The organism is Streptomyces sp. NPDC007872, from assembly GCF_042868165.1.
GTDB lineage: Bacteria > Actinomycetota > Actinomycetes > Streptomycetales > Streptomycetaceae > Streptomyces.
Window position 1 is genome coordinate 1021695 of sequence record NZ_JBIAEA010000001.1, and the last position, 24050, is coordinate 1045744.

Sequence of the window (24050 nt, forward strand, 5' to 3'; positions counted from 1 at the left end):
AGTCATGACGGACAACACCATCATCAAGCTCACCGCGGCCGAGATCGCCGGGAAGATCGCCGCCGGCGAGCTGACCGCCGTCGAGGTCACCGAGGCCCACCTCGCCCGCATCGAGGCCGTCGACGAGAAGGTCCACGCCTTCCTGCACGTCGACCGCGACGGCGCCCTCGCCCAGGCCCGCGCCGTGGACGAGAAGCGCGCCCGGGGCGAGAAGCTCGGCCCGCTCGCCGGTGTGCCGCTCGCGCTCAAGGACATCTTCACCACCGTCGGCATCCCGACGACCGTGGGCTCGAAGATGCTGGAGGGCTGGATCCCGCCGTACGACGCGACCCTGGTCAAGAACCTGAAGGCCGCCGACGTCGTCATCCTCGGCAAGACCAACATGGACGAGTTCGCGATGGGCTCCTCCACCGAGAACAGCGCCTACGGCCCCACCGGCAACCCCTGGGACCTCACCCGGATCCCCGGCGGCTCCGGCGGCGGTTCGTCGGCCGCCCTCGCCGCGTACGAGGCCCCCCTCGCCATCGGCACGGACACCGGCGGCTCCATCCGCCAGCCCGCCGCCGTCACCGGCACCGTCGGCGTCAAGCCGACCTACGGCGCGGTCTCCCGCTACGGCATGGTGGCCTTCTCCTCCTCCCTCGACCAGGGCGGCCCCTGCGCCCGCACGGTCCTGGACGCGGCCCTGCTGCACGAGGCGATCGCCGGGCACGACCCGCTCGACTCCACCTCCATCGACGCCCCGGTCCCGCCGGTCGTCGAGGCCGCCCGCAACGGCTCCGTGGCCGGCATGCGCGTCGGCGTCGTCAAGCAGTTCCGCGGCGAGGGCTACCAGGCCGGCGTCGTGCAGCGCTTCGACGAGTCCGTCGAGCTGCTGAAGTCGCTGGGCGCCGAGATCGTCGAGCTGGACTGCCCCACCTTCGACCTGGCCCTCTCGGCGTACTACCTGATCGCGCCGTCCGAGTGCTCCTCGAACCTGGCCCGCTTCGACGCCATGCGCTACGGCCTGCGCGTCGGCGACGACGGCACCCGTTCGGCCGAGGACGTCACCGCCCTCACCCGCGAGGCCGGCTTCGGCGACGAGGTCAAGCGCCGCATCATCCTCGGCACGTACGCGCTCAGCTCCGGCTACTACGACGCGTACTACGGCTCGGCCCAGAAGGTCCGCACCCTCATCACCCGCGAGTTCGAGAAGGCCTTCGAGGAGGTGGACGTGATCGTCTCCCCGACGACCCCCACCACCGCCTTCCCGATCGGCGAGCGCGCCGACGACCCGATGGCCATGTACCTCGCGGACCTGTGCACCATCCCGACCAACCTGGCCGGCAACGCCGCCATGTCGCTGCCCTGCGGCCTCGCGCCCGAGGACGGCCTGCCGGTCGGTCTGCAGATCATCGCCCCCGCCCTGAAGGACGACCGGCTCTACAGGGTCGGAGCAGCCGTCGAGGCCGCCTTCGTGGAAAAGTGGGGACATTCGCTGCTCGAGGAGGCTCCGTCGCTGTGAGTGCCATGGCAAAGAAGGCCAAGAACTTCAAGAAGTCGAAGACCGGTCTGTACGTCTCGCTGGCCACCACCGCCTTCGGCGCGGTCAGCGTCGCCAAGCAGGCCAAGCTGGCCCGCGCCGACAACGACGTCCTGCGGCTGCTCGACGCCGCGGTGTCCGCCGCCGCCATCGCGACCGGCCTGGCGATCCTCTACCGGGAGCTGAAGCGCCTGGGCGACGACGACGTCCTGCTGGGCTGAGAGGGAAAGTCTCACCGTGACTGTCACTGAACTGCTGTCGTACGAGGCGGCGCTCGCCGAGTACGACCCCGTCATGGGCCTGGAGGTCCATGTCGAGCTCGGCACCCGGACCAAGATGTTCTGCGGGTGCTCCACCGAGCTGGGCGCGGACGCCAACTCGCAGACCTGTCCGACCTGCCTCGGCCTGCCCGGCTCGCTCCCGGTCGTCAACGCGATCGGCGTCGAGTCCGCGATCAAGATCGGCCTCGCGCTGAACTGCGAGATCGCCGAGTGGTGCCGCTTCGCCCGGAAGAACTACTTCTATCCGGACATGCCGAAGAACTTCCAGACCTCCCAGTACGACGAGCCGATCGCCTTCGACGGCTACCTGGACGTCCAACTGGAGGACGGCGAGGTCTTCCGCGTGGAGATCGAGCGCGCCCACATGGAGGAGGACACCGGCAAGTCCACCCACATCGGCGGCGTGACCGGCCGCATCCACGGCGCCTCGCACTCGCTGCTCGACTACAACCGGGCCGGCATCCCGCTCATCGAGATCGTCACCAAGCCGATCGAGGGCGCGGGCGAGCGGGCCCCCGAGGTCGCCAAGGCGTACGTCGCCGAGCTGCGCGAGCTGATCCGCGCCCTGGGCGTCTCCGAGGCGCGCATGGACAAGGGCCAGATGCGCTGCGACGTGAACCTGTCGCTGCGCCCGCACGGCACGAAGACCTTCGGCACCCGCTCGGAGACGAAGAACGTCAACTCGCTCCGTTCGGTGGAGCGCGCGGCGCGCTTCGAGATCCAGCGGCACGCGGCCGTCCTGTCCTCCGGCGGGACGATCGTGCAGGAGACCCGTCACTTCCACGAGGACGACGGCTCCACCACCTCCGGCCGCATCAAGGACAACGCCGAGGACTACCGCTACTTCCCCGAGCCGGACCTGGTGCCGGTGGCCCCCTCCCGCGAGTGGGTCGAGGAGCTGCGGGGCGGCCTGCCCGAGCTGCCGCGCGTGCGCCGCAACCGGCTGCGCGAGGAGTGGGGCGTGTCCGAGCTGGACATGCAGTCGATCCTCAACGCGGGCGCGGTCGACCCGATCGTCGCCACGATCGAGGCGGGCGCGGACGCGGCCTCGGCCCGCAAGTGGTGGCTGGGCGAGCTCGCCCGGAACGCCAACGAGCAGGGCGTCTCCCTGGAGGAGCTGGCGATCACCCCGGCGGACGTGGCCCGGGTCTCGGCCCTGGTCGCCTCCGGCGACCTCAACGACAAGCTGGCCCGCCAGGTCATCGAGGGCGTCCTCGCCGGCGAGGGCACCCCGGACGAGGTCGTCGAGAAGCGCGGTCTGAAGGTCGTCTCCGACGACGGCGCGCTCGGCACGGCGGTCGACGAGGCCATCGCGGGCAACGCGGCGATCGCGGACAAGATCCGCGGCGGCAAGGTCGCGGCGGTCGGCGCCCTGGTGGGCGCGGTCATGAAGGCCACCCGCGGCCAGGCGGACGCGGCGAAGGTCAAGGACCTGATCCTGGAGAAGCTGGGCGTCTCCGAGGGCTGATCCCCGTCCCGTACGCGTACGGACACGACAGCGGCCCCGCACCGGAACTCCGGTGCGGGGCCGCTGTCGTGCGTCCCGGTCATCGCTTGAGGAGCGGAGCGGCGATGACGGCGTTGCCGGTGTCGGTGCAGGTCGCCTCGACCTTCAGGCGCAGCCGCAGGGCCCCGTCGATCTTCAGGCTCTCCGTGATCGGCTTGCCCAGCTCCACCGTCTCGTTGAAGAGGGCGGGCTGGTTGTCGACGGAGACGACGACCCGGGCGGACTCGATCTTCGAGCCGTCGTCGATCCCGGCGGTGAACTCGAAGTTCTTCCACTCCCGGTTGAGGTCGTACTCCACGTAGGCGCCGCTGTAGCAGTCGCCGATCAGGGCCGCGCCGTACTCCTTGGTGTTGATCTTGGCGGCGCCGACGGTGAAGTCGTCGGGATCGCTGACGGAGGCGAGCGTGGTCAGATCGGCCACGGGGAGGTCCGGCACCGAGCCGGGGTCGTCCGTCGGGCTCGCCGACTCCGAGGGCGGGGCGGACTCCTCGGTCGGCGCCTCGCTCGTGGGCTCCTCCGACGGGCTCTCGGTGGCGGGGTCCGGGGTGGGTTCCGTGGTGGCGACCGGGCCGGCGGCGGCGTTCTTGCCGTCGTCCTCCTTGTCGCCGAGGAGCTGGACGCCGGCCACTGCGAGGGCGGCGACCACGACGACGCCGGCCACGGCGCCGATCAGCGGGCCCTTGCGACGGCGGCGGCGCGGCTCGGGGGCCGGGGTGGGGGCGGTGGCCGGGCCGGACGCCGGGGGAGACGTCGGCGGACCGAAGCCGGGCGCCCCGAAGCCGGGTCCGGAACCGGGGCCACCGAGGCCGGGGCCGGAACCGGGGCTCCCGAAGCCGGGCCCTCCGGCGGCGGCGGGCGTGGCGACGGTGGGCGGCTCGGCGGACAGGTGGTGCGTGGCGTGCTGCGGGGCGACGGGGGACGCCGGGGCGGCGACGGGCGGGGCGACCACCGGCTGCGGGGTCACGACCGGGGGCGGCGACACGACGGGCGCCGGGGGCGTCGCGGACGGCCGGTCCTCCGGCGCCGGCGTGGCGGCCGCGGGGTCCGTCGTGCCGGCCGGCGGCGGGGTCGCGGGCCGCGGCGGCGCGGTGGGCGGCGCGGTCGGGACCGGCGGGGCGGTGGGGGCGGGCGGGACCGCGTCCGCGACCGCCGGGACCGCGTCCGCGACCGTCGCCGGGCGTGAGGTCGTCGTGGTGGACACCACCCCGTGCCGCACGTCCTTCACCCAGGACGACAGGGAGATCGGGCGCCGTCCGGTGTCGGCCGAGGCGATGCTCAGGACCCGGTCGCGCTGCTCCTCCGGCAGCCCGGCGATCTGCGGCAGCGCGCGGAACGCGGAGACCAACTGCTCGGGCGCGGTCGGCGGGGACTGCCCGCTGAGCAGGAAGTAGGCGAGGGCGCCGAAGGCGTACCGGTCGGTGGCCGGGGTGCGCTTGCCGTCGAAGACCTCGGGGGCCGCGTAGCCGGGGGTGAACCACACCTCGGCGGTCTGGTGGTCGGCGGTCAGCTTGCTGAGGCCGAAGTCGACGAGGGTCGCCTGTCCGTACTCGTCCACCATGACGTTGCCGGGCGAGAGGTCGCCGTGGACGACCGTGCGCCCGGACGGGGTGGCCTTCCCGGAGTGCAGCCAGTCGAGGACGTCCGCGAGCTGCTCCAGGGTCCGCATCACCTCGCGCCGCTCGGCGGGGGAGGCGAGGGTGCGCTCGGCCCGCCAGTCGCGCAGGTCGAGGCCGTCGACGTGGTTCATGACGAGCACCAGGGCCCGGCCGGTGATCGTCGCGGACTCGCCGGGCCGGTGGATCGGCGGGCCCTGGAAGTGCTCCCGCACGCCGACGACGCCGGGGCGGTGCACGAAGCGGAGCAGTTCGGCCTGCTCGTTCCACTTCTGGCTGATCCGCTCGAAGATCTCGGGCGTGATCGTCGTCTTCGAGTCGAGGACCTTGACGACGACCGGCTCCGTGCCGCCGGCCAGCTCGATCTCCGCCAGGTAGAGCACGGCCTCGCCACCGCGTCCGATGGACCGCAGGAGCCGGTACCGGTCGGGAGCGGAGTCGGGGCCGATGTGGTGTGCCGTCTTGCTCAAGTTTCCCCCAGGGCACAGTGATTGACAGGCGTTCAGCTTGCCGCTCCGGTGGGCCCGGGGTCAACGCGACTGCGCGGGCGCGGAATCCCCCCGCCCCGCCGCCCGCCCGGCCGGATTCGTCCGCGCGTCCGACCGGGTCCGCCCCCTCTCCGATCAGGTCCGCCCACCTGCCCGATCAGTCCCGCGCCCCCGTCCGGCCGGGGCTCCCCGGCCTTCCCGCGGCCCCGGTGGGGCACGGCGAGATGGCCGGAAATCGCTTGGATTCCCTTCGCGTCCCCTTGGACGTTCACCACCGCGCCCCCGCCGGGTCTTCTCGCCGTCACCCCGTCTCACTACCGTCCCCGACGAACCCCCCAATGGCTCGAAGGAGAACCATTGGCCGTCGACTGGAGGTCGGTCTTGTCGTCCGAGATGTCCCGCAGAAGGCTCCTCGCGCTGGGCGGAGGCGCCCTCGGCGCCGCCGCGGCCGGATCGCTGCTGCCGCCGTCCCTGCAGGCCGCGATGGCCACGGAGCCCCACTCCGGGGGGCTTTCGGCGGTTCGGCACGTGGTGATCCTGATGCAGGAGAACCGTTCCTTCGACCACTACTTCGGCACCCTCCGCGGGGTCCGCGGATTCGGCGACCGCAATGCCATTGAGCTGCCCTCCGGCAGGCCGGTCTTCGAGCAGCCCGCCGGAGCCGGCAAGACCGTCCTCCCCTTCCCGATCCGGGACGCCGCCGAGACGCAGAAGAAGGACCTCCAGTACATCGGCGACCTCGACCATTCCTGGGGCGGTGGCGCCAAGGCCTGGCACGGCGGCTGGATGGACGGCTGGGTTTCGGCCAAGACCGCCGCCACCATGGCGTACTACGACCGCCGTGACATCCCCCTGCATTACGAGCTGGCGGACACCTTCACCGTCTGCGACGCCTACCACTCGTCGATCCACACCTCGACGAGCCCCAACCGCAACCACCTCTGGTCCGGCTGGACCGGCCACGAGGCCGACGGCAGCCGGGCCGTCACCAACGCCGCCTACGCCGAGGCCACCCACCCCGGCTACGGCTGGTCCACCTACGCCGAGCGGCTCGAAGCCGCCGGGCGGAGCTGGAAGACGTACACCGAGTGGGAGAACTTCACCGACAACAACATCGAGTTCTTCACCACCTTCAAGGAGATCGCCCGCAAGGCGCTCGCCCGCACCGGCGGCCACACCTTCATGGAGTCCTTCTACGCCGCCGTGCGCGGCACGAAGGACCCCGCCGAGCGGGCCCGGCTCCTCGGCCTTCTCGAAGAAGGCGTCGCGGAGCTCACGAAGGCCGAGCGCTCCCTCTTCGAGCGCGGCCTCCGCCGCGTCGAGAGCGGCACCCTCGCCGACGCCTTCCGCGCCGACGTCGCCGCCGGGACCCTCCCCGAGGTCTCGTACCTCGTGCCCTCCGCGATCGACTCCGAGCACCCCGGCTCCTCCTCCCCGATCGCCTCCGCCACCCTCGTCTACAAGGTGCTCGACGCCCTCGGCTCCCACCCGGACGTCTGGCGGCACACCGTCGTCCTGATCAACTACGACGAGAACGACGGCTTCTTCGACCACGTCCCGCCGCCCGTCCCGCCCGCCGACGACACGGACGAGCGCTGGCAGGGGCAGCCCACCGGCCTCGGCATCCGCGTCCCGCTGCTGGTCGTCTCGCCCTGGTCGGTCGGCGGCTACGTCTGCTCCGAGACCTTCGACCACACCTCCGTGATCCGCTTCCTGGAGAGGCTCACCGGCGTCCGCGAGCCGAACATCACCCCCTGGCGCCGGACCGTCACCGGCGACCTCACCTCCGCCTTCGACTTCCACCGGGGCCGCAGGCGGCCGGAGGTCGAGCGGCCGGGACCGGTCCCGCCGTTCACCGGCCGCTGGCGGCCCCAGCCCCCGGCCGTGCAGCGGATGCCCGTCCAGGAGCCCGGCGTCCGCCCCGCCCGCCCCCTGCCCTACCAGTTGGACGCCGCCGCCACCGTCCGCGCCGGCGCCGTCACGGTCGCGCTGAGCAACCGGGGGAAGGCGAGCGCGCACGTCGCCCTCTACCCGTACGCGGGCGAGTTCGCCGTCCCGCAGCACCGCGACGTCAGGGGTACGGGGGAGTGGACCGTCCCCGTCCCGGGCGACCGCTACCGCTTCACGATCACCGGCCCCAACGGCTTCCGGCGCGAGTTCGAGGGCCCCGCGACGGGCGGCGCCGAGCTGGCCACCCGGATCGACCACCACGACCGCGACCTGCACCTGACCGTACGGAACACCGGCCGCGCCCCCGTCTCCTTCACCGTCCGGCCGCTGGGCTACGTGGACGAGGACGACCTCGCGGACTGGACCCGCACCGTCACCGTGAAGCCCGGGAGGACCCGTACCGTCGTCCACTCCGCCGCCGACGCGCACGGCTGGTACGACGTCGAGGTGACCGCCCCCGGAGGCTTCCGCCGCCGGCTCATGGGCCACGTCGAGAACGGCCGCGCCAGCGTCTCCGGCTGAGCGCGGAGGGCGAGCCGGGGCGCGGGGCCGCCCCCCCGCGCCCCGGTGAACCACACCCGTGTGACCATTGACACGAAAGGGACAAATGATCACGTTCGGCTGCGAGAGTGGGCGCACGTAGGTCATGCGTTCTTTATCGGGCCGTTCCCGGGAAAGATCCACGAACCACCCAGGGAGCACGTCCTTTGGCAGCCATCGCCCGGTGGTGCATCAGGCACCGCCTCGTCGCCGTCCTCCTCTGGTTCCTCGCCCTCGGCGGGGCCGGCACCGGGGCGATCCTCGCGGGGAACGCGTACTCCAACGACTACGAGGTCCCCGGCACCGAGTCCGGCCGCGCCACCGCCCTCCTCGAACGCGGCTTCCACGGCCTCGGCGGCGACGAGGACACCATCGTCTGGCACACCGAACGGGGCAGCGTCCGCGCCGACGCCGTCCAGGAGCGCATGACCGGCGTGCTCCGCGAGGTCGCCGACCTGCCCGGCGTCGCCGCCGTCACCTCCCCCTACGGGGAGACGGCCGGACGGATCAGCGAGGACGGACGCACCGCCTACGCCACCGTCACCTTCGCCGCGCAGGCCGACGACGTCCCCGAGGGGCAGGCGAAGGCCGTCGTCGACACCGCCCGGGCCGCCGCGACCGACGGCCTCCAGGTGGAGCTGGGCGGCACCGCCGTCGCCCTCACCGAGGCCCCCGGCGGACACGTCGCGGAGGTCGTCGGCGTCGCCGTCGCGGCCGTCGTCCTCTTCCTCGCCTTCGGCTCGCTCGCCGCCTCCGCGCTCCCCATCGCCACCGCGCTCGTCGGCGTCGGCATCGCGTACTCCGGGATCGTGCTGCTCGGCCACCTGATGACCGTCGCCGACTTCGCCCCCATGCTCGGCATGCTCGTGGGCCTCGGCGTCGGCATCGACTACGCGCTCTTCATCGTCACCCGGCACCGCAGGGGCCTCAAACGCGGCCTGTCCGTCGCCGAGGCCGCCGAGACCGCCGTCGCCACCACCGGCCGCGCCGTCGTCTTCGCCGGGGCCACCGTCTGCATCGCCCTGCTCGGCATGCTGATCCTGCGGCTGAGCTTCCTCAACGGCGTCGCCGTCGCCGCCTCCCTCACCGTCGTCCTCACGGTCGCCGCCTCCGTCACCCTCCTCCCCGCGCTGCTCTCCCTGATCGGCCCGCGCGCCCTGTCCCGGCGCGAGCGCCGCACCCTCGCCGAGCACGGGCCGCAGCCCGAGCTGCCCACCGGCTTCGCCGCCCGCTGGTCCGCCTTCGTCGAGCGCCACCCCAAGCTCCTCGGGGCCGTCGCCGCCGTCGTCATGGCGGTCCTGGCGCTGCCCACCCTCTCGCTCCACCTCGGCACCTCCGACCAGGGCAACGGCCCGGCCACCGCGACCACGCGCAAGGCCTACGACCTGCTCGCCGAGGGCTTCGGACCCGGCGTCAACGGCCCCCTCACCCTCGTCGCCGGACTCGACGGCGCCGACGACCGGGTCGCCCTGGACCAACTGCCGGCCGCGCTCTCCGCCACCAAGGGCGTCGCGGCCGTCTCCCCGGTCACGTACAACAGCTCCGGCGACACCGCCGTTCTCACCGTCGTCCCCGACTCCTCGCCGCAGTCCAAGGCCACCAGCGAACTGGTCGACCGGCTGCGCCAGGACGTCCTGCCGAGGGCCGGGGCGGGCACCTCCCTCGACGTGAACGTGGGCGGCGTCACCGCCTCGTACGACGACTTCGCCGAGATCATCGTCGGCAAGCTGCCGCTCTTCGTCGGCGTCGTCGTCGCCCTCGGCTGTCTGCTGCTCCTGCTCGCCTTCCGCTCCCTCGGCATCCCGCTCAAGGCCGCCGCCATGAACGTCATGGCCGTCGCCGGGGCCTTCGGCGTCGTCGTGGCGGTCTTCCAGTGGGGCTGGGGGAGCGAGCTCCTCGGCCTCGGCAGCGCCGGGCCGATCGAGCCCTTCCTCCCCGTGATCATGGTCTCCGTCCTCTTCGGACTCTCCATGGACTACCAGGTCTTCCTGGTCAGCCGGATGTACGAGGAGTGGCTGGAGACCGGCGACAACCGGCGGGCGGTCCGGATCGGCCTCGCCGAGACCAGCCGGGTGATCAACTCCGCCGCCGTCATCATGATCTCCGTCTTCCTGGCGTTCGTGCTCTCCGGCGACCGGGTCGTCGCGATGTTCGGCATCGCGCTCGCGGCCGCCGTCGCCCTCGACGCCTTCGTCCTGCGCACCCTCCTGGTCCCCGCCCTCATGCACCTGCTCGGCGGCGCGAACTGGTGGCTGCCGAAGGGTCTCGACCGCCTGCTGCCCCGGATCAGCATCGAACCGCCGGAGTGCCGGGCCACCGCCGACGCGCGTGCGAAGATCCCCGCACAGGGTCCGACGGTCCCGACCACGGAGGAGAACGAGGATGTTCGCGATATCGCTGGGTGACGACGGCGCCGAGCTGCGGCCCCTGGAACCCTGGCGGGCCGAGGAGTTCCTGGCCCACATGGACCGGGGACGGGAGTACATCGGACGGCACATCGGCCTCCCGGACATCGTCACGGACCTGGACTCCGCCCGCTCCTTCCTCCGCTCGTACGCCGAGAAGGCCGCGAACGACGCGGGCCGGATCCTCGGCATCTGGACCGGGGGCACCCTCGTCGGCGGCGTCATGCTCCGGACCATGGACGTGACGTACGGCACCGCCGAGGCGGGCTGCTGGCTGGAGCCGTCCGCCGCCGGGAAGGGCCTGGTCACCCGGGCCTGCCGGATCATCATCGACTGGGCGGTCGAGGAGCGCGGCATCCACCGCGTCGAGTGGTACGCCTCCACGGAGAACCGCTCCAGCGTCGCCGTCGCCCGCCGCCTCGGGATGACGCGGGAGGGCGTCCTGCGCGAGAACTACCCGCACCGGGGCTCCCGCGCGGACACGGAGCTCTGGTCGGTCCTGGCCCCGGAGTGGCGCGCGGCGAAGGAGGAGGAGCGGACGGGGGAGTAGCCCGGGGCGGGCGCGTTAAGGCCGCTCTCATGCGGGACCCCTAGCGTGCGCCGCATGGACATCAAGACGACCGAGAAGACCGAGCCCGCCGAGACGACCGAGAAGGTCGACGGGGAGGCGGAGACGGCGAAGGACGCGGGCCCGCTCGCCGGGGAGCCGACGGAGCCGATGGAGGCGTCGGAGCCGGCGGAGGATTCGGCCGGGGAACTCGACGACGACCTCGACGAGGAGACCCCCGCCGGCAAGGACGCCGGCACCGGCGCCGGTGCCGCCGCCGTGGTCTCCGCCGCCCTCGGCGCCGTCGCGCTCACCGGCACCTGGACCGGCAAGGTCGTCTCCGAGCGCGAGACGCTCGTCGGCCAGATCAAGACCTCCGGCTCCGGCACCCCCGCCCAGCAGATCAGCGAGATCTACGGCGACGCCTGGCACAGCACCGCCCTGGTGAACGGCGTCTTCGCGCTGCTCGCCCTGATCGTCGCCGTCACCGTGCTGCTCCTTCCCCGGCGCCCCGCCTGGATCCGCGCCGTCGCCGTCGCGGGCGCCGTCCTGGGCGGCCTCGGCCTGCTCCTGTCGATCGGCACCTACTTCGACCTGTTCCTGAGCCTCCCGACCGCCGGCTCCTAAGGCCCCTCCGGGGAGCGGCCTAAGGACCCCCGCGCCCCGAACATGCGGCACTCGCCCGATGCGGCCGGGCCCCCTGGGAGACGACCGTAGAGGCGTCGCGAGAAGCGACGCCTTTACCGACCCGCCCGGGAGCACCGATGTTCGAGTACGAGATCGACCGCATGAACCACGCCCAGCTCGTCCGCGAGGCCGCCGCCCGCCGCCTGTCCCGCGAGGCCGCCGCGTCCACGAACCGGAAGCCCCGCCCCGCCCACCGGGCCGCGGAAGAACCGACGGACGACGACAGCGGCCCGGCCCTCTTCACCCGAGCCGCGTGACCCTCCCTGTGCCACCCGCCCTCGGTACGGCGCCCGAGCCGGGCCCGGCCCCCGGCCCCCTTACGAGCGCCCCCGGCGGTGCCTGTGCGATGCTCGGATCCGTGGAGACCAGGTCCGTCAGCCCCGTCTTCGTCGGCCGGGCCGGCGAACTCACCGCCCTCACCGAGGCGCTCTCCCGCGCGACCGCGGGGGAGCCCCAGGCGCTGCTCATCGGCGGCGAGGCGGGCGTCGGGAAGACCCGGCTCATCGAGGAGTTCACCGGCACGGCCCGCGACCGGGGCGCCGTCGTCGCCCTCGGCGGCTGCGTCGAACTCGGCGCCGACGGACTGCCCTTCGCCCCCTTCTCCACCGCCCTGCGCGCCCTCCGCCGCCGGCTCCCCGACGAGCTGACCGCCGCCGCCGACGGCCAGCACGGCGAACTCGCCCGGCTGCTGCCGGAGCTGGGCGACCCCGGCGGCCACGACCCCGCCGACGAGGACTCGACCGCCCGCCTCTTCGAGCTGACCGTACGGCTCCTGGAACGGCTCGCCGCCGACCGCACGATCGTGCTCGTCCTGGAGGACCTGCACTGGGCCGACACCTCCACCCGGCACCTGCTCACCTACCTCCTGCGCACCCTCCGGCGCGGCCGGATCGTGGTCGTCGCCAGCTACCGCGCCGACGACATCCACCGCCGCCACCCGCTGCGCCCGCTCCTCGCCGAACTCGACCGGCTCCGCACCATCCGCCGCATCGAACTCCCCCGCTTCACCCGCACCGAGGTGCACCGCCAGCTCACCGGCATCCTCGCCGCCGAACCCGACCCCGGACTCGTCGAGGAGGTCTTCGAACGCTCCGACGGCAACGCCTTCTTCGTCGAGGAGCTCGTCGTCTCCCACGAGGCCGGCTGCGCCCCCGGACAGCTCAGCGACTCCCTGCGCGACCTCCTCCTGGTCCGGGTCGAGGCCCTCCCCGAGGACGCCCAGCGGGTCGTCAGGATCGCCGCCGAGGGCGGCTCCACCGTCGAGTACGGCCTGCTCGCCGCCGTCGCCCGGCTCACGGAGGACGAACTCATCGAGGCGCTGCGGGCCGCCGTCGGCGCCAACATCCTGCTCGCCGTGCCCGACGGCGACGGCTACCGCTTCCGGCACTCCCTCGTCCGCGAGGCCGTCAGCGACGACCTGCTGCCCGGCGAGCGCTCCCGCCTCAACCGCCGCTACGCCGAGGCCCTCCAGGCCGACCCGGCCCTGGTGCGGGCCGACGAGCGCGCCACCCGGCTCGCCACGTACTGGTACCACGCCCACGATCCGGCCGAGGCGCTGCCCGCCGTCCTGCGGGCCTCCGTCGCCACCCGCAAGCGCCACGCCTACGCCGAGCAGCTCCGGCTCCTCGAACGGGCCATGGAACTCTGGGACGAGGCCCCCGCCGAGGTCCGGGCCGCGCTGCGCCCCATCGACTACGCCGACGCCTACCCGCCCTGCGGCTGCGACCCCGACACCACTCCGCTGCGCTACCTCGACCTGCTCGCCGAGGCCGCCGTCGCGGCCCGGCTCAGCGGCGAACGCGAACGCGCCCTCAAGATCGGCAGGACGGCACTGCGGATCCTCGGCGGCGAGGAGGAGAACGACCCCCTGCGCGCCGCCTGGTTCTGGACCGAGAGGGCCCGCCTCCAGTCCAACCTCGGCCGGGGCGACGGCCGCGAGGAGATCGCCCGCGCCCAGGAGCTCGTCAAGGGCCTCCCGCCCTCCGCCGTGCACGCCGTCGTCCTCGTCGGCGCCGCCGGCTGGGGCATGCTCCGCGACCCCGGCCCCGAGGCCCTCACCGCCGCCGAACGCGCCGTCGAGTACGCCCGCCTCGTCAAGGCCGAGGCGATCGAGCTCAACGCCCGTCTGACCCTCGGCACCATCATGGTCGCGGCCGGCGACGTGGAGACCGGCCTCGCCGAGATGCACGAGGTACGGGAACGGACCACCGTCCTCGGCCAGTTCACCGAGGCCGCGCGCGCCCACATCAACATCTCCTCCGCCCTGGAGTTCCTCGGCCGCTCCCACGAGGCCGTCGAGACCGCCGAGGCCGGTCTCCGCCTCGCCCGCGCCTACGGGCTCGTCGACAGCATCGGCTGGGTCGAGGCCAACCGGGCCGAGTCCCTCTTCTCCCTGGGCCGGTGGGACGAGGTCCGGGAGGCCGCCGAGCGGCTGCTGCGCTCGGCGAGCAGCACCAAGCCCCGGGGCTCCGCCTCCCTCCGCCTCGCCCAGCTCGCCGCCGCCCGGGGCGAACCCGACGCCGCCGTCCACCACCTCGCCGCCGCCCGCGCCGTCTACGGCACCCGCGACCCGATCCCGCAGTACACCCTGCCCATGGCCCAGGTCGCGGTCGCCGCGGCCGCCGCCGAGGGCCGCATCGCCGACGTACGGGCCGAGCTGGCCGCCGCCGAGCGGGGCGGCTTCCCGCCCGGCACCCACCGCTACGGCTGGCCGCTCGTCCTCACCGTCGTCACCGCCGAGGCCGACAGCCGGGGGCTGCCCGCCGCCGACGAGGGCCGCGCCGAGGCCCTCGCCCTGGTCCGCCGCTGCCTGCGCGCCCTGGCCGCCCCGGTCCCCGTCTGGGAGGCGCACTCCCGGCACGTCTCCGAGGAGCTGGCCCGCGCCGAGGGCCGCGAGACCGCCGCCCGCTGGGCCGAGGTCGTCGCCGCCTACGAGCCGCTGGACCGACCCGCCCAACTGGCCCGCGCCCGCTACCGCCTCGCCGACGCCCTGCTCGTCGAGGGCGGCCGGCGCGAGGAGGCCGCCGCCCTGCTGCGCGAGGCCCGCGCCACCGCCGACCTCCTCGGCGCCCGCCCGCTCCGCGAGGACGTGGAGCTCCTCGCCGCCCGCGCCCGGCTCTCCCTCGCCCCCGAGGAGAGGCCCCCGGCACCGGCGGAGCCCGGGGACGACGCCTTCGGCCTGACCCGCCGCGAACAGGACGTGCTGCGCCTGGTGGCGGCCGGCCGCACCAACCGCCAGATCGCCGAGGAACTGTTCATCTCACCGAAGACGGCCAGCGTCCACGTCTCCCACATCCTCGCCAAGCTCGGGGTCGCCGGCCGCGGCGAGGCCGCCGCCCTGGCCCACCGCCTGCACCTGCTCGACGTCCCCCTCCGCCCCGGAGCCTGAGTCCGATCCGGGGCCGGAGCCGGAGCCTGCGCCGGAGTCCGATCCGGGGCCGGATCCCGCCCCTGCGCCGGAGTCCTCCTCCGCGCGGGGAACCCGTATCGTCACCCGTCCCGACCGCAGGTCTATCGGCCCGCGCCCCGGATCCGCGTCCCCCTGGTCCTCCCGGGTCAGGGCCAGCCGCTGCCGCTCGTCCTCCGCGTGCTTGCGCCCCGGTGCGAACAGCTCCGCCATCGGACCGAACACGGTCACCGCCTCCCTCACCCCACCCGGAGGCGGAGGATCCTGTCGTCGCCGGGCCCGGGCGTGCCCCGGGTGTCGGTCTCGCTCGTCACCAGCCAGAGCCGGTCGCCGCCCGTCGCGAGCACGGTCCGCAGCCGTCCGTGGTCACCCCGGAGGAACGCCTCGGGGTCCCCGGAACGTTCCGCGCCGGAGAGCGGGACCCGCCACAGCCGCTCGCCCCTGAGCCCGGCCATCCAGATCGCGCCCTTCGCGTACGCGATCCCGCTGGGGGAGGCCTCCGAGGTCGGCCACTGGGCCACCGGGTCCGTGAACCCCTCCCGCCCCGCCCTCCCCTCGGCCTCCGGCCAGCCGTAGTTCCGCCCGGCCGCGATCAGGTTCAGCTCGTCCCAGGTGTTCTGGCCGAACTCGGCCGCCCACAGACGCCCGTCCGCGTCCCAGGCGAGCCCCTGCACGTTCCGGTGGCCGTACGAGTAGACGACCGAGTCCGGGAAGGGGTTGCCGGGCGCCGGGCGGCCCTCCGGCGTCATCCGCAGGACCTTCCCGCCCAGCGACTTCCGGTCCTGCGCCAGACCGGTCCGGCCGGTCTCGCCCGTCCCCGCGTACAGCATTCCGTCGGGGCCGAACGCGATCCGTCCGCCGTTGTGCGTGAACCCCTTCGGGATGCCGGTCAGGACCGGCTCCGGCGGGCCGAGCCGGTCGCCGGCCCCGCCCCCGTACGCCATGCGCACGATCCGGTTGTCCGAGGCCGCCGTCAGGTACGCGTACACCCGGCCGTCCCGGAACGCGAGGCCGAGCAGTCCGCCCTCGCCGCCCGGCACGACCCCCGGCACCTCGCCGAGCGGCGTCTTCGCGCCCGTCCGCCCGTCGATCCGGGTGATCGTCCGCTCGTCCCGCGAGGAGACGAGCAGGTCCCCGCCGGGCAGCTCCGCGAGCCCCCACGGCGACTTCAGGCCCTCGGTCAGCGTCCCCGCCACCGTCACCCCGGCGGCGGCCGGGGCCGTGGTGGGGAGCGAGGGGGAGGCGGGCGCGGAGGCCGACGACGGGGCCGCTCCCGGGCGCTCCTGCGCGCTCTCCGAAGCGGTGTCCCCCGAGGAGCAGCCCGCCGCCAGGACCAGCGCGGCGGCGCCTCCCAGGGCCTTCACGACGACAGGACGTTTCATGGCGCGCTCCCCTTCGGAGGGTCCGGCGGGCTCGACGGGTCGAACGGCATCCCCACCCTGAGAACACCTCCCGACCCGACGGGGTTCCCGCCGGGCCACCCGGCCCGGCCTGTCCGATCCCGGCTCGTCCGGCTCCGGCCTGTCCGGCTCCCGCTCGGCCGGTCCCGGCCCATCCGGCCCGGCTCCGGCCCGTCCCCCCAGCCCTGGCCCACCCGGTCCCGGCCCCCTCAGTCCCACGACCCCCGGGGCGCCGGGAGCGCCGCGATCTCCGTCAGGTCCTCCGCCGTCAGCCGCAGCGAGGCCGCCGCCGCGTTCTCCACCGCCCAGTGCTCCCGCTTCGTCCCCGGCACCGGCACGACGTGCCGCCCCCGGCCGAGCACCCACGCCAGGGCCACCTGCGCCGGGGTGACGTCCGCCCCGTGCCGCGCGGCCACCCGCCGCAGGCCCGCCACGAGGGGCTGGTTCGCCGCCATCATCTCCGCCGTGAACCGGGGGTGCCGGGCCCGCGGGTCGTCCGGTTCGAAACCGCCGCCCGGGGTCAGCGTCCCGGTCAGGAAGCCGCTGCCCAGCGGCATCGCCGCCAGGAACCCGACGCCCCGGGCCGCGCACCAGGGCAGCAGCCGCGCCAGCGCCTCCTGCGACCACACCGACAGCTCGGCCTCCACCGCCGCCACCGGGAAGACCTGCTGGATCCGCTCCAACTGCCGGATCGTTCCCTCGTGGGCGTCGCGGCCCGTGCCCCGGCGCCCCGGCCGGGCGCCGACGGCGCAGAGCCCGAGCGCCCGCACCTTGCCCGCCGACACCAGTTCCGCCATCGCGCCCCAGGTCTCCTCGACCGGCACCTCGGGGTCCGCCCGGTGCAACTGGTACAGGTCGATGACGTCGGTCTGGAGCCGCCGCAGCGAGGCGTCGCAGGCCCGACGCACGTACCCCGGGCGCCCGTTGGCCACCACGTGCTGGTCGCCGACGAGCAGCCCGCACTTGGTCGAGACGAACGCGTCGGCCCGGCGCTCCTTCAACACCCGCCCCACGAGCAGCTCGTTGGTGAACGGGCCGTACATGTCGGCGGTGTCGAGCAGGCTCACCCCGGCGTCGAGGGCCGCGTGCACGGTCCGCAGCGAGCGGTCCCCGCGCTGTTGCGAACGGCTGTACGCCCAGCTCATCGGCATGCACCCCAGGCCGATCGCACCCACGTCGAGCGCCGCCGCCCCGATAGTCCTGCGCTCCACCTGCCGGTACCCCTCCCTGTGCCGCCCCCCAAAGTAACCAATGGGGCACGGGATTCTTCGCATAGCCTCCCGGACATGAGATGCGAAGACACCACCGCCGACGTGTGGCTTCCGGTTCCCGCGGACGAGATCGAGGATCTCCCCGAGCCGGGCGGGTCGGGTTTCACCTACCGTTTCTGGGACGGCGGACCGGAGTTCCCGGCCGATCCCGCGCACTGCGCCTTCTACGTCGTCCCGTACATGAAGGGCTCGGAGATCGCCGTCCGGCCGCTGGCCGCGATGACCTCGGTCCGGGTCGTGCAGACCCTCTCCGCGGGCATCGACCACGTCACCCCCGGCATCGGATCGCTGCGGCCCGGCGTCGCCCTGTGCAACGCCAAGGGCGTCCACGAGGCCAGCACCGCCGAACTCGCGCTCGCCCTGATCCTGGCCTCGCTGCGCGGAATCCCCGGATTCGTGCGCGGCCAGGACGCCGAGGAGTGGCGGGCCGGCTTCTACCCGGCGCTCGCCGACAAGTCCGTCCTGATCGTCGGGTACGGCTCGATCGGCGCCGCCGTCGAGGACCGGCTCGCGCCCTTCGAATGCGCGCGGGTGGCGCGCGTCGCACGCTCCGCACGCACCACAGGGCGCGGCCCGGTCCACGCCCTGGCCGACCTGCCGGCGCTCCTCCCGGAGGCGGACGTGGTGGTCCTCTCCACCCCGCTCACGCCCGCGACCAGGCATCTCGCCGACGCCGGGTTCCTCGCGCGGATGAAGGACGGGGCGCTCCTGGTGAACATCGCCCGGGGCCCCGTCGTCGACACGAACGCGCTGCTCAAGGAGGTAGAGAGCGGCAGGATCACGGCGGCGCTCGACGTCACCGACCCGGAACCGCTGCCGGCCGGGCATCCTTTGTGGCACGCTCCCGGTGTCCTGATCAGTCCCCATGTGGGCGGTTCCACCTCCGCCTTCATGCCGAGGGCGAAGCGGCTGATCGCGGGACAACTGCGGCGGTTCGCGGCGGGGGAGGACCTGGCCAACGTCCTCCTCACCACCGGCTGAGCCGCGCCGTGCGCCGCGGCCGCCCGGCGCACGCCGGGCGCATCCGGGCACAACTCCCGGGCCCGTCACGGAGAGTACTGCGACCCTGTCCCTGAGTGACCAACCTGGTGTATCGTCCCGGAGCGGGGGACTGCGTCGAGTACGGGCTGACGCCGGGGAGCGAAGTGACGGGACATCAGATTCCGAGGGGGGCGACGGGTGGAACACGGCCTGAGGACCGACGATCCGACGCGACGGCGCCGCCGTCCGCCGGCCTTCCGCGCCTCGCCGCCGACCTCGTGTGCGCGGTGCCGGACCAGGCCGCGCCGCGCCTTACGCCGGACCGCGCGGGGCCGCCGGACCCCGTTGGGCGCGCGGTGGCCGGCGTCGCGCCCCCGGGCCGCGGCGCCGCCCCCGGCCCCCACGACTGCGACGGGCACGCCCCCGGGAGTGCCGACGAGCCGCCCGCCCGGCCGCACGACGCGGCCGCGTGCGGGAGCCCGGCGCCGGAGGGCCCGGTGAGCGCGCCCGGGACCGTCCTCGCGCGCCGCCCCGTCGCCGACAAGGACCCGGGGCCCCCGCCCGCCGCGCGCCCCGGCACCGGGGCGATCCTCGCCCAGATCGCCCTGGGGCTGCTGTGCGCGGGCTACACGACCGGCGCCTCCCTCGGCTGGGGCTCGCCGGAGACGGCGCTCTTCATGGGCGACTTCGGACTGAGCGCCGCCGCCCTCACCGCCGCGATCTCCTGCTACCTCTACGCCCGGGCCCACCGCGGCAGCGCCCGCCCCGCCTGGCTGCTCTTCGCCTTCTCCTCGTTCATGGCCGCCGCGGGGAACGCGGTGTGGGGCTGGTACGAGGTCGTCCTGCGCACCGAGGTGCCGGACTTCTCCGTCGCCAACCTCTTCTTCCTGCTCTTCGCGCCGCCCGCCATCGTCGGCCTCCTCGTCCTGGCCAAGAAACCGGCCAACCGGGCCGGCTGGGTCTGCCTGGCCCTCGACACCTGGCTCATCGGCGGCTCCCTGCTCACCCTCTCCTGGAGCCTGGCCCTCGCCCGCACCGCCCACGTCGAGGGCGAGTCCGTCGCCGGGGCCGCGCTCTCCCTCGCGTACCCCCTGCTCGACATCGTCCTGGTCAGCATGGTGCTCGTCCTGCACTTCCGGCGCGCGCAGGCGAACCGCTCCGCGACCAACACCGCGATCGCCGCCCTCGCGCTCACCGTCCTGTGCGACGCCCTGTTCACCTCGCCGCTGCTCCGCGAGAACTACGCCTCCGGCCAGCTCCTCGACGCCGGCTGGTTCGCCGGCTCCCTGCTGCTCGCCTACGCGCCCTGGGGGGTCCGCCGGCTCCCGGACGCCGCGGCCGCCGCGCGCGGCCAGGGGCTCCACAGCCGCCCGGTCGCCGGCTCGCTCGCCGCCCTCACCCCGTACCTCGCCGCCGCCGTCTGCACCCTCGGCATCCTCTACAACGTGGTGGAGGGGCGCCGGGTCGACCGCGTCGTCGTCCTCACCGGCTGCGCGGTGGTGCTCGCCCTCGTCGTGCGGCAGGGCATCATGCTCCTGGACAACATCGCCCTCACCCACGAGCTGGCCCACAAGGAGAACCACTTCAGGTCGCTCGTGCAGGGCTCCAGCGACGTCATCATGATCGCCGCGCCCAACGGCCGGCTCCACTACGTCAGCCCCGCCGCCTCCGGGGTGTACGGACGGGACGCCGACGACCTCGTCGGCACCGAGCTCGCCGCCCTCATCCACCCCGACGACCTCGGCGCCGTCGTCCACGAGGTGCGGCGGTTCCTGGCCGCCTCGCCCGCCGAGGAGCCCACCACCCGGATCGAGTGCCGCTTCCGCTCCGGCCGCGGGGGGGAGTGGCTCCACGTCGAGTCGACCGTCAACCGCCACCAGGGCGGCCTGCTCTTCAACAGCCGGGACGTCACCGAGCGCGTCCGGCTCCAGGCCCAGCTCCAGCACAACGCCGAGCACGACCCGCTCACCGACCTGCCCAACCGGGCCCTCTTCACCCGGCGGGTCCGCCAGGCCCTCGGCGGCCGCCGCGCCTCCGACCCCGGCACCGCCGTGCTCTTCATCGACCTCGACGGCTTCAAGGCGGTCAACGACCGCCTCGGCCACCAGGCCGGCGACGACCTCCTCGTCCAGGCCGCCCGCCGCCTCCACGACTCCGTACGGTCCGGGGACACGGCCGCCCGGCTCGGCGGCGACGAGTTCGCCGCCCTCATCCTGGGCGACGGCGGCCGCGACCGCACGGCCCGCAGGAACCAGGTCCAGGAGATCGCCGACCGGCTGCGGCTCACGCTCTCCCGGCCGTACCGCCTGGACGGCGGCCAGGAGGTGCGGGTCGCCGCCTCCATCGGCGTCGCCTTCGCCGAGCCCGGCACCGACGCCGGCGACCTGCTGCGCAACGCCGACCTCGCCATGTACCGCGCCAAGGCCGCCGGCAAGGACCGCGTCGAGCTCTACGCCCCCCAGATGCAGGCCGAGGTCGTCCGGCGGACCGAGCTGGCCGCCCGGCTGCGCACCGCCCTCCACGACGGCGAGTTCGCCCTGCTCCACCAGCCGGTCGTCGACCTCGCCACCGGCCGGATCGCCGCCGTCAGCGCCCAGGCCCGCTGGCGCTCCGCCCAGGGGATCCTCTTCACCTCCGCCGAGTACCTCCGCGTCACCGACGACGGCGAGCGCACCGCCGAGCTCGGCCGCTGGCTCCTCGAAGAGGCCGTGGAACAGGCCGCCGAACGGGCGGGAATCGGCCATCGCACCCCGGTCTCCATCCGGCTCTCCGCCCGCCGCCTCCTGGACCGCTCGCTGCCGCTCGGCTCCGTCGAGTCCCTGCTCACCCGGCACGGCCTCCCGTCCGGCTCGCTGATCGTCGAACTCGCCGACAGCGACCCCCGGATCCCGCTCGACGAGCTGGAGCAGCGCCTGGCCGCCCTGCGCAGGCTCGGGGTGCGGATCGCGCTCGACGGCTTCGGCAGCGGACACGTGGCGGTCAACGCCCTGCGGCGGCTCCCCGTCGACATGCTGAAGCTGGACCGGGGGCTCGTCGAGGGCGTGGTGGAGTCCGCCCGGCTCCGCAAGATCACCCGCGGGGTGCTCCGCCTCGCCGGCGACCTGGGCCTGCGGACCGTGGCCGACGGCGTGGACGTCCCGGAGCAGGTCGTCGCCCTGCGCGCCATGGGCTGCACCCACGCCCAGGGCATGGCCTTCTCGGGCCCGCTCGACGAGTACCGGCTGCGCAGGGCCCTGGTCAGGGACGAGTACCCGCTGCCCGGAGCGGTCCCCGTGCCGGTCGGAAACCGACCCCCGATCGGCTCGCATAGTGAGACGCCCGTCCCACCCACTTGACAGTGCGGCGGGCTGAGGGAGAGGGTCAGTGCCATGCGCACCCGAATTCTCGTACTTGGACAGCGCGTCGGCTGAAGCAGGGCCACCGTAGGCCCGGCTTAGAACGCACCCGACGCGCTCCCCTCGCTTGCCTCACGGCACGAGGGGTTTTTTGTTGCACCGGCTCACCTTGAAATCGCCTTAAACCCTCGTAAAACACCTCGCAAAAACCCTCGCACCAACCCTCTGCTTCGAGAAGAGATGCTGATGACCGAGCAGGCCACCGGGCACCATCCGCAGCCGCGGCCCCGCAACGGCGCGACGACCTCCCCCGTCGAGCACGTCACGGGCGCGCAGTCCCTCATCCGTTCTCTCGAAGAGGTGGGCGCGGACACCATCTTCGGTCTCCCCGGTGGCTGCATCCTCCCGGCCTACGACCCGCTGATGGACTCGCAGAGGGTGCGCCACATCCTGGTCCGCCACGAGCAGGGCGCGGGCCACGCCGCCACCGGCTACGCCCAGGCGACCGGCAAGGTCGGCGTCTGCATGGTCACCAGCGGCCCCGGCGCCACCAACCTGGTCACCCCGATCGCCGACGCGCACATGGACTCCGTCCCGCTCGTCGCGATCACCGGCCAGGTCGCCTCCAAGGCCATCGGCACGGACGCCTTCCAGGAGGCGGACATCTGCGGCATCACGATGCCCATCACCAAGCACAACTTCCTGGTCACCAAGGCCGAGGACATCCCGCGGACGATCGCCGAGGCCTTCCACATCGCCTCCACCGGCCGCCCCGGCCCGGTCCTGGTCGACATCGCCAAGGACGCCCTCCAGGCGAAGACCACCTTCAGTTGGCCGCCGCAGACCGACCTGCCCGGCTACCGCCCGGTCACCAAGCCGCACGCCAAGCAGATCCGCGAGGCCGCCAAGCTGATCAGCGCCGCCAGGCGGCCCGTCCTGTACGTCGGCGGCGGCGTCATCAAGTCCGGCGCCACCGCCGAGCTGAAGATCCTGGCCGAGCTCACCGGCGCCCCGGTCACCACCACCCTGATGGCCCTCGGCGCCTTCCCCGACAGCCACCCGCTGCACGTGGGCATGCCGGGCATGCACGGTTCGGTCACCGCCGTCACCGCGCTCCAGAAGGCCGACCTGATCGTCGCCCTCGGCGCCCGCTTCGACGACCGCGTCACCGGCAAGCTCGACAGCTTCGCCCCGTACGCCAAGATCGTCCACGCGGACATCGACCCGGCCGAGATCGGCAAGAACCGCGCCGCCGACGTCCCGATCGTCGGCGACGCCCGCGAGGTCGTCGCCGACCTGGTCCAGGCCGTCCAGGCCGAGCACAGCGAGGGCAACAAGGGCGACTACAGCGCCTGGTGGAGCGACCTGAACCGCTGGCGCGAGACCTACCCGCTCGGCTACGACCTGCCGGAGGACGGCAGCCTCTCGCCGCAGCAGGTCATCCAGCGCATCGGACAGCTCGCCCCCGACGACACGATCTTCACCGCGGGCGTCGGCCAGCACCAGATGTGGGCCGCCCACTTCATCGACTACGAGCAGCCCGCCACCTGGCTGAACTCCGGCGGCGCCGGGACGATGGGCTACGCGGTCCCCGCCGCGATGGGCGCCAAGGCCGGCATGCCCGACCGCCCCGTCTGGGCGATCGACGGCGACGGCTGCTTCCAGATGACCAACCAGGAACTCACCACCTGCGCCCTGAACAACATCCCGATCAAGGTCGCCATCATCAACAACGGCGCCCTCGGGATGGTCCGCCAGTGGCAGACCCTCTTCTACAACCAGCGCTACTCCAACACCGTCCTGCACTCCGGCCCGGACGAGCAGAAGGCGAACAGGGGCACCCGCGTCCCCGACTTCGTCAAGCTCTCCGAGGCCATGGGCTGCGTCGCCCTGCGCTGTGAGGACCCGGCCGACCTGGACAAGGTCATCGCCGAGGCCAACGCCATCAACGACCGTCCGGTCGTCGTCGACTTCATCGTCCACGAGGACGCCCAGGTCTGGCCGATGGTGGCCGCCGGCACCTCCAACGACGAGGTCATGGCCGCCCGGGGCGTCCGCCCCGACTTCGGCGACGGCGAAGACGACTGAGCACGAAGAGCGACAGCGAAAAGGAAGAG

15 protein-coding genes and 1 pseudogene are annotated in these 24050 nt (G+C 73.8%); 12 read left to right on the forward strand and 4 right to left on the reverse strand.

Features of this window, described 5'->3' with window-relative positions; all coding sequences use genetic code 11:
* Positions 1-4 precede the first annotated feature (4 nt).
* From gatA to gatB, 3 genes are read left to right on the forward strand one after another with little or no spacing between them, the layout of a single operon-like run.
* Positions 5-1504 (forward strand): Asp-tRNA(Asn)/Glu-tRNA(Gln) amidotransferase subunit GatA, encoded by a 1500-nt coding sequence (gene gatA / locus ACFYNX_RS04160; RefSeq protein ID WP_365549178.1) that lies wholly within the window; start codon positions 5-7, stop codon positions 1502-1504.
* A gap of 5 nt (positions 1505-1509) precedes the next feature.
* Complete coding sequence (locus ACFYNX_RS04165) at positions 1510-1743, forward strand: hypothetical protein (protein WP_185893491.1); 234 nt, start codon at positions 1510-1512, stop codon at positions 1741-1743.
* A gap of 16 nt (positions 1744-1759) precedes the next feature.
* Positions 1760-3271, forward strand: a complete 1512-nt coding sequence (gene gatB / locus ACFYNX_RS04170) for an Asp-tRNA(Asn)/Glu-tRNA(Gln) amidotransferase subunit GatB (RefSeq protein WP_388657428.1) — start codon at positions 1760-1762, stop codon at positions 3269-3271.
* Between the two features lie 79 nt (positions 3272-3350).
* Here gatB and ACFYNX_RS04175 read toward each other — a convergent pair whose 3' ends face one another.
* Positions 3351-5393 carry a protein kinase gene (locus tag ACFYNX_RS04175; protein WP_388657431.1) on the reverse strand — a complete coding sequence of 681 codons (2043 nt, stop codon included), beginning with the start codon at positions 5391-5393 and terminating at the stop codon, positions 3351-3353.
* A gap of 399 nt (positions 5394-5792) precedes the next feature.
* Here ACFYNX_RS04175 and ACFYNX_RS04180 point away from each other — a divergent pair, with 399 nt between their 5' ends.
* From ACFYNX_RS04180 to ACFYNX_RS04205, 6 genes are all read left to right on the forward strand, one after another.
* The gene (locus ACFYNX_RS04180) at positions 5793-7883 is read left to right on the forward strand and encodes a phosphocholine-specific phospholipase C (RefSeq protein ID WP_388657434.1); all 2091 of its coding nucleotides are present in this window, start codon (positions 5793-5795) and stop codon (positions 7881-7883) included.
* A gap of 185 nt (positions 7884-8068) precedes the next feature.
* Positions 8069-10306 carry an MMPL family transporter gene (locus ACFYNX_RS04185; protein ID WP_388657437.1) on the forward strand — a complete coding sequence of 746 codons (2238 nt, stop codon included), beginning with the start codon at positions 8069-8071 and terminating at the stop codon, positions 10304-10306.
* Positions 10284-10856: a GNAT family protein gene (locus tag ACFYNX_RS04190; protein ID WP_365549192.1), complete on the forward strand. Its 573-nt coding sequence runs from the start codon at positions 10284-10286 to the stop codon at positions 10854-10856. Before ACFYNX_RS04185 ends, ACFYNX_RS04190 begins: the two co-directional genes overlap by 23 nt.
* A 54-nt stretch (positions 10857-10910) precedes the next feature.
* Positions 10911-11480, forward strand: a complete 570-nt coding sequence (locus tag ACFYNX_RS04195; RefSeq protein WP_365549195.1) for a hypothetical protein — start codon at positions 10911-10913, stop codon at positions 11478-11480.
* Positions 11481-11617: 137 nt separating this feature from the next.
* Positions 11618-11797, forward strand: coding sequence for a hypothetical protein (locus ACFYNX_RS04200; protein WP_388657442.1), 180 nt, complete (start codon positions 11618-11620; stop codon positions 11795-11797).
* A gap of 89 nt (positions 11798-11886) precedes the next feature.
* Positions 11887-14928, forward strand: a complete 3042-nt coding sequence (locus tag ACFYNX_RS04205) for an ATP-binding protein (RefSeq protein ID WP_388657445.1) — start codon at positions 11887-11889, stop codon at positions 14926-14928.
* Positions 14929-15084: 156 nt separating this feature from the next.
* Here the strand turns inward: ACFYNX_RS04205 and ACFYNX_RS04210 are convergent.
* From ACFYNX_RS04210 to ACFYNX_RS04220, 3 genes and pseudogenes are all read right to left on the reverse strand, one after another.
* A pseudogene (locus tag ACFYNX_RS04210) lies at positions 15085-15159 on the reverse strand (DUF6191 domain-containing protein); the annotation flags it as partial.
* A 26-nt stretch (positions 15160-15185) separates the two neighbouring features.
* Positions 15186-16328: a PQQ-dependent sugar dehydrogenase gene (locus tag ACFYNX_RS04215; RefSeq protein ID WP_388657448.1), complete on the reverse strand. Its 1143-nt coding sequence runs from the start codon at positions 16326-16328 to the stop codon at positions 15186-15188.
* A 227-nt stretch (positions 16329-16555) separates the two neighbouring features.
* Positions 16556-17557, reverse strand: a complete 1002-nt coding sequence (locus ACFYNX_RS04220; protein ID WP_365549206.1) for an aldo/keto reductase — start codon at positions 17555-17557, stop codon at positions 16556-16558.
* A gap of 75 nt (positions 17558-17632) precedes the next feature.
* Between ACFYNX_RS04220 and ACFYNX_RS04225 the strand changes: the two genes are divergently transcribed.
* The 3 genes from ACFYNX_RS04225 (at position 17633) to ACFYNX_RS04235 (ending at position 24021) form a co-directional block, all read left to right on the forward strand.
* Positions 17633-18598 (forward strand): 2-hydroxyacid dehydrogenase, encoded by a 966-nt coding sequence (locus ACFYNX_RS04225; RefSeq protein ID WP_388657451.1) that lies wholly within the window; start codon positions 17633-17635, stop codon positions 18596-18598.
* Positions 18599-19095: 497 nt separating this feature from the next.
* Entirely contained in the window at positions 19096-21933 is a 2838-nt protein-coding gene (locus tag ACFYNX_RS04230) for a putative bifunctional diguanylate cyclase/phosphodiesterase (RefSeq protein ID WP_388657453.1), read from the forward strand.
* Between the two features lie 246 nt (positions 21934-22179).
* Complete coding sequence (locus tag ACFYNX_RS04235) at positions 22180-24021, forward strand: acetolactate synthase large subunit (RefSeq protein WP_388657456.1); 1842 nt, start codon at positions 22180-22182, stop codon at positions 24019-24021.
* Positions 24022-24050: the final 29 nt, after the last annotated feature.